Origin of the sequence: Celeribacter halophilus, from assembly GCF_900114135.1 — a bacterium.
In the GTDB taxonomy this organism is placed as follows: Bacteria; Pseudomonadota; Alphaproteobacteria; order Rhodobacterales; family Rhodobacteraceae; genus Celeribacter; species Celeribacter halophilus.
This window is the reverse complement of the sequence record NZ_FORY01000049.1, coordinates 1-5,532: the sequence shown is the minus strand read 5'-3', so window position 1 is coordinate 5,532 and position 5,532 is coordinate 1. Positions and strand designations below refer to the sequence as shown.

The window sequence follows — 5,532 nt, the reverse complement described above, 5'->3', positions numbered from 1 at the left end:
CGAGGCCGAAGAGAACTTCTATGCACAGCGCGACGTGTTCGATATGGTCGCGTGAAATGAAGCTATAGGTCTCCGGCAAACTCGGGGCAATTCAAACATCCCAAATGCCGTATTCCAGGATTGGCAGAACTTGTCTCCAAATTGTCCATACGGAAAACCACACGACCCAAAGGGCCAAGGTCACAGGAGCAATAACAAGAAAACTCATGGAGAGACTTTACCAGGCCATAATTGTCCCCCTTACTCTATGTGAGCGTAGGTCCTTGTCCTACCCAAAAAAAACATTTGGCAAGCTATGTTGCAGCTTTCCTGCAGGATATGGAAGCGACTGAACTGGTCCTTACGCGGCCTCGGATAGCAAGTTGATCACCTAGAAGCGGACATTTAATTGGACGCGGTCAATGGCAACTTCGGCCCGCTCTCCCGATCTTTATCCTCCGAAAATGCTGAAAGATGGGCGAATGGCCGTTTTGCTGAAGCTGCACTGCAACGCTCGGCCGCGAGCGCGAACGGAAAATTAGGGCCGATGGTGCCTATGCACACTGGTTCATATTGGCGCCTAGCGCCAATATAGGTGCCTAAAGTTACCGTGGATAGATGCCTGAGGTGAGGCCAGTTGCAACGCTTACGATCTATCGAGCACAGTAGATGATCTTGCGGGAGATGTTCTTACAACGAAAACCCATAAAACAGTGCCGCCTGTGCTTCCTGATTCGGTCCCATCATCGCGAAGTCTCCCGCACCTTCGTAAGGGTTGAAACAGTGCCAACACCTCAAATCAGTTAGCGTTCTCAACAGAACCCGCCATTTGATATTGAAGAAGCGAATGGCTCAAACTGAACCAGTCTACCGACTAGCCTTCGCCGTTTCGCCGAAGTGACCACTCGTTCGGAGCCCGTGTACGTCATATTAAAATGTTCTTCGCTTAATGAACCTGACTAACACTTTGGCCTTGGTTGACATCTAGAAACGGCCGGATGATAGTGCGCCTACATAACCAGGGGCGCTCCGGCAGGAGCTGAGATACGCATGATGCGTAGACCCTTTACAGCTGATCTGGGTAATGCCAGCGGAGCGAGGTACTTAAATGTTCATAGGCGCACAAGTGTCGCTGTATCCGATGACATCGAATTTCGTGGATGTCATCATGACTGGGCTCGACGCCCTCTCCCCATACAAGAATGATCTAAGGATCGAGACTGACGACATGTCGACGCTCATGGTCGGCGCGCCAGAGCTATTGTTCGATGCGATCCGCGACCTTTTCGCAGCGTCGGCCAAGGGGCCCGAGCATGTGACTATGCACGTCACCTTCTCACGCGGTTGTCCAGGCGAGCCGGATGACCCAAACTGCCGGTGTGAGACGCTCGAGAAAGCGCAGGATCAGCCCCTGAAGGATCGCCAGTCCCTCGCGGCAGAGGCGGTTGCGCAAGCACCTGATCTCGGTGTCGCGATCGACGTACAATTCTCGCTTTATGTCATGGGGTCTGGTGACCATATGGATGAGATCTATGGGTGCATCGATTTCCTGAAGACCAGCGGCACTTTCCATAAGTCGAAGAACTTCTGCACGCGCCTGCGCGGTGATGCCGGTGCGGTATTCGAGACCTTGCGGCAGGCGTTCCTACGCTTTGGCCCGGCGGAAGGTCATGTCACCATCGACATGACGGCTTCGGCTAACAGCCCTAGCCTCGGCTGAGACAGCGGCGGAGGCCGGTGCCTAGCGCCTGCGTCCGGAGTGATATGACAAGCGTAAGATATCTCTTTCCGTCTCTCGTACTGCTGGCGGCCTTCCTGGCAATCTGGGAAGGCTACGTGGCGCTGACCGATGTCTCGTCTCTCGTGCTGCCCGCGCCGAGCGACGTGCTGAATGGTTTGTGGGTCGAACGGTATGTCATTGCGCGCCATACTTTGGCGACGCTGGGCGTGGCGCTTGTAGGGTTCAGTCTTTCGGTGATCTTCGCCTTCGTTGTCTCCATTCTCCTGCATTTTTCGGGCTGGTTGCGCCGGGGAATGATGCCGCTGCTGGTTGCCAGCCAAACGGTGCCCATCGTCGCCCTCGCGCCACTCATGGTGCTTTGGTTCGGGTTCGGATTGCTGCCAAAGGTCTTGCTGGTGATCCTTGTCACTTTTTTTCCGATGGTCGTCAGCCTCACGTCTGGCTATGCCAGCCTGCCGCGGGCGTTTCGTGACCAACTGGTGTCCATGGGTGCCACACGGTGGGTGATCTTTCGTCGCGCGGCCTTGCCATCAGCGCGGGCGCAATTCTTTTCAGGACTTCGGATATCAGCGACCTATGCAATCGTGGCGACGATCTTCGCCGAATACGCAGGCGCTCGGCGTGGCCTGGGAATCTACATTCTCGCGGCAAAGAACAATTTTCGCGCCGATCTCGTCCTGTCTGCTGTATTCGTCTCGGCTTGTCTGACGCTGGTGCTTCTGACTGTCATTAAAGGGATCAAACGCATGACGCGCCGTCGGTATCGAAGAGAAAACAATGCTTGAGGTGCGGGGGCTCACGATCCGTACGGGAGCGGAAACGCTTGTCGAGGACCTTTCGCTTTCTCTCGCCGAAGGCAGCCTGACTTGCCTGATTGGCCCTTCCGGTTGTGGCAAGAGCTCGGTCGTCAAATGGTTGGCTGGGGTCCTTGCTCCCGAATTGCAGGCGAAGGGTGATGCCCTGATCGATGGCTCCACCGCGATCTTCCCACACCGGGATATCGCCTATCAACCGCAGCAGGACACCCTGTTTCCCTGGCTCACGGCCGCCGAGAACGCTTGTCTCGGGCTGGAAATCGGTGGCATGGAACGCCGCGCCGCGCGGGATCGGGTGGACGCGCTTTTCCCGACTTTTGGTCTGGAGGGTCACGAAGAGAGTTTTCCTGATCAGCTCTCAGGAGGCATGCGCCAACGGGCAGCGTTTCTGCGCACCATCGTTCAGGACGCACGCGTGCTGTTACTGGATGAGCCATTTTCAGCCCTCGACGCTGTGACGCGGCTTTGCATGCAGGACTGGCTGGTCGCGCGGCTGGCCGAGCGTCCACGCGCCGTATTAATGGTGACGCACGACCTTTACGAAGCGACACAGATGGCTGACCGTGTGCTTGTCATGGCGGGCGGCCCCGGTCGTATCATTGCCGACATCCCCATATCCACGCCAAGCGCGGAGCGGAGCGAGACGGCGTTAGCCGAGATCCGCTCAAGTCTCAAACTCATGCTACTGAAGGAAATACCATGAACATCGCCCCCCTGAGCCTTGCCGCCTGCCTCGCGGCCTCCACTGTATGTGCCGAAGAGGTGAGCATCGCGCTCGATTGGACATTGAACACCAACCACATCGGCCTTGTCGTCGCACAACAAAAAGAGTTTTACGCGCAGGAGGGGCTGGAGGTCGAAATCCTACCCTATTCAGACACGGCCTCAACTGCGCTCTTGGCCGCCGGTGCGGTGGACTTTGCCTATATGACTGCGCTTGGCTTTATGAGCGCAAAGGCAGGACAGGCGCCGATTACGGCACTTTGGGTCACGATGCAAAATGAGGCTGGAAGGCTGGTTTACAACAGCGGAAACGATACGATCTCGCGACCTGCAGACCTCGAAGGCAAGACCTACGCTGGATTTGGTAGCGCATGGGAAGATGCACTGATTTCTACGATGATCGAGAATGACGGTGGTATTGCGGATTATGATACTGTGACGCTGGGCACCGGCGCCTACGAAGCTCTGGCCTCTGGTGCTGTGGATTTCACACTGGAGGTCGCTACTTGGGAAGGTGTGAACAGTGCGCTTATCGGTCGCGAGCAGTCCCATTTCGTTTACGCCGACTACGGCGTGCCCGAAGCACAAGGCGGTTACATCGGAACGCAGACCGCGATGCTGGAAAGCGACCCCGACACAGTGGTAGCGTTCATGCAAGCAACAAGGCGGGGATACGAATGGGCCGCTGCAAACCCTCTAGAGGCGGCAGAGATCCTGATTAAAGCAGGAGATTTCCCCAACGAACAGCTCGTACGCGGTTCGATGCGCCTCATAGCCGATGGCGGTTATCTGACGGATGGCAACACCCCTGTGGGTCTAATCGACGAAGTTAGGCTAACAACGATGGCGCAATTTCTCTTCAACAGCGGCGTGTTGCGCGGAGCTGACGGTCAACCTCTCGCATGGCCGGGCGATGTGTCGGGCTGGTTCGACCAAAGCTGGATGACCGACAGATGACGCAGGAGCGAAGACGATGCTGTTCCTCCGCCTAATCGTCTTCCGATAGTGCTATTACCTGTTTGGCTCTCATGCGCAGGGAATGTCCGGAAGCCACCCTAGGTGTCGATCGCCTCGAACGGTCCCAAGCATGTGTAATTGGCAATAACCGAACTTCTCCAGAACCGAGAGGTTGGGGAAAAGAGGTCACATGTAAATCCCATACTCTAGCATTGTCAGGTGGTCTTGCACGGTTTCAGCGCCAGCCGCCGAGGCGAGTAGGTCAATGGGCTTTCTGTTTTCCAGGCCAAATGCCGGCTGGCCCATCTACAATTCCACCTCTTCCTTTAAGCTCAGAACATTTATGGCTCTCTCTAGAATTTTGCAAAACGCTATATCCGGTTGCTTTGCTCGAGGCCCAAGGGCTTGGGAATACCCTCTTTCTTGTGACGTTGCAGGGGCCGAGGGCTGATGCTGATGGCCTTCTCAAGGGTGTCCCTTGACGACAACATGGGGATTTCATTCACCAAGTGTAGAAGTGCGGAAAGGGGAAGACCTTTAACAATTAGATCAAGCGCATCCAATGCAGTATCTATAGGCGCGTTGATCGTGCGTTTGCCGCCGAGCAGCTGGTAGGTTCGGGTCACTTCATTCTCGAAGCCGCTCATTGCAACCATAGCACCCTCCTTTGTGTCACGTGTGCTGAATTATCTGACGTAGACGTCCGGGTTTTCAAGAGAGGTTTCCGTTGGCTGTCGGGGGCAGGTGGAGCGACGGTCCTCTAGGAGGATTCTGGTATACGTCATCTATATGCAGTTTCCCGTGGGTGTTCTGATGATGCAAAACGAGATCCAGAATTTGATACCGCCAATTGTGAGTGGAGCAGCATGTCGGAGAGGGAGGGCGGTGATCGACCGGCGGATGACATTGTCCTTTTGTCTGGCATGTTCTCACCGTTTCTTTGGGTCGCAATTCAATGAGGTCCGGCCAGTTTCATTGTGATGATGCCGCTGATGATGAGCAGTGCCGCAATGATCCGTGTTAGCGTGACACTCTCTCCCAAGACGGCGATCCCGAGGATGAACGCGCCAATGGCACCGATGCCTGTCCATATCGTATATGCCGTGCCGAGTGGCAGTGTTTTCATCGCGACGGACAGCAGCCCGAAGCTGGCAATCATCGTGACAATGGTGATGATCGTCGGGGTGACAAGAGTGAAGCCGAGAGACTTTTTCATCGCGAAAGCCCAGATAACTTCCAGAATGCCGGCTATGAAAAGACAGATCCAAGCCATGCTTGTTCTCCTTGTGCCGGGCCGTCCCGTATGGTGACCAAGAT

Annotated in this window: 7 protein-coding genes and 1 riboswitch; of the genes, 4 read left to right on the top strand and 3 right to left on the bottom strand. The window is 55.6% G+C overall.

Annotated features, from left to right (window positions below; all coding sequences use genetic code 11):
* Positions 1-989 precede the first annotated feature (989 nt).
* Positions 990-1,095: riboswitch (TPP riboswitch) on the top strand.
* The 4 genes from BM152_RS18590 (at position 1,088) to BM152_RS18575 (ending at position 4,215) form a co-directional block, all read left to right on the top strand.
* The gene (locus BM152_RS18590; RefSeq protein WP_066601518.1) at positions 1,088-1,699 is read left to right on the top strand and encodes a YkoF family thiamine/hydroxymethylpyrimidine-binding protein; all 612 of its coding nucleotides are present in this window, start codon (positions 1,088-1,090) and stop codon (positions 1,697-1,699) included. Its footprint overlaps the riboswitch before it by 8 nt.
* Positions 1,700-1,815: 116 nt before the next feature.
* Entirely contained in the window at positions 1,816-2,505 is a 690-nt protein-coding gene (locus BM152_RS18585) for an ABC transporter permease (RefSeq protein WP_231730500.1), read from the top strand.
* Complete coding sequence (locus BM152_RS18580; RefSeq protein WP_066601524.1) at positions 2,498-3,238, top strand: ABC transporter ATP-binding protein; 741 nt, start codon at positions 2,498-2,500, stop codon at positions 3,236-3,238. Before BM152_RS18585 ends, BM152_RS18580 begins: the two co-directional genes overlap by 8 nt.
* Positions 3,235-4,215 (top strand): ABC transporter substrate-binding protein, encoded by a 981-nt coding sequence (locus BM152_RS18575; RefSeq protein WP_066601526.1) that lies wholly within the window; start codon positions 3,235-3,237, stop codon positions 4,213-4,215. The genes BM152_RS18580 and BM152_RS18575 overlap by 4 nt, the downstream gene beginning before the upstream one ends.
* 186 nt (positions 4,216-4,401) lie before the next feature.
* Here the strand turns inward: BM152_RS18575 and BM152_RS19750 are convergent, their stop codons facing one another.
* From BM152_RS19750 to BM152_RS18565, 3 genes are all read right to left on the bottom strand, one after another.
* The gene (locus BM152_RS19750) at positions 4,402-4,521 is read right to left on the bottom strand and encodes an antitoxin Xre/MbcA/ParS toxin-binding domain-containing protein (RefSeq protein ID WP_082715315.1); all 120 of its coding nucleotides are present in this window, start codon (positions 4,519-4,521) and stop codon (positions 4,402-4,404) included.
* A gap of 65 nt (positions 4,522-4,586) precedes the next feature.
* A complete protein-coding gene (locus BM152_RS18870; protein ID WP_066601528.1) occupies positions 4,587-4,871 on the bottom strand; it encodes a hypothetical protein in 285 nt (94 codons plus the stop codon).
* Positions 4,872-5,167: 296 nt separating this feature from the next.
* The gene (locus BM152_RS18565) at positions 5,168-5,488 is read right to left on the bottom strand and encodes a DMT family transporter (protein WP_066601529.1); all 321 of its coding nucleotides are present in this window, start codon (positions 5,486-5,488) and stop codon (positions 5,168-5,170) included.
* Positions 5,489-5,532: the final 44 nt, after the last annotated feature.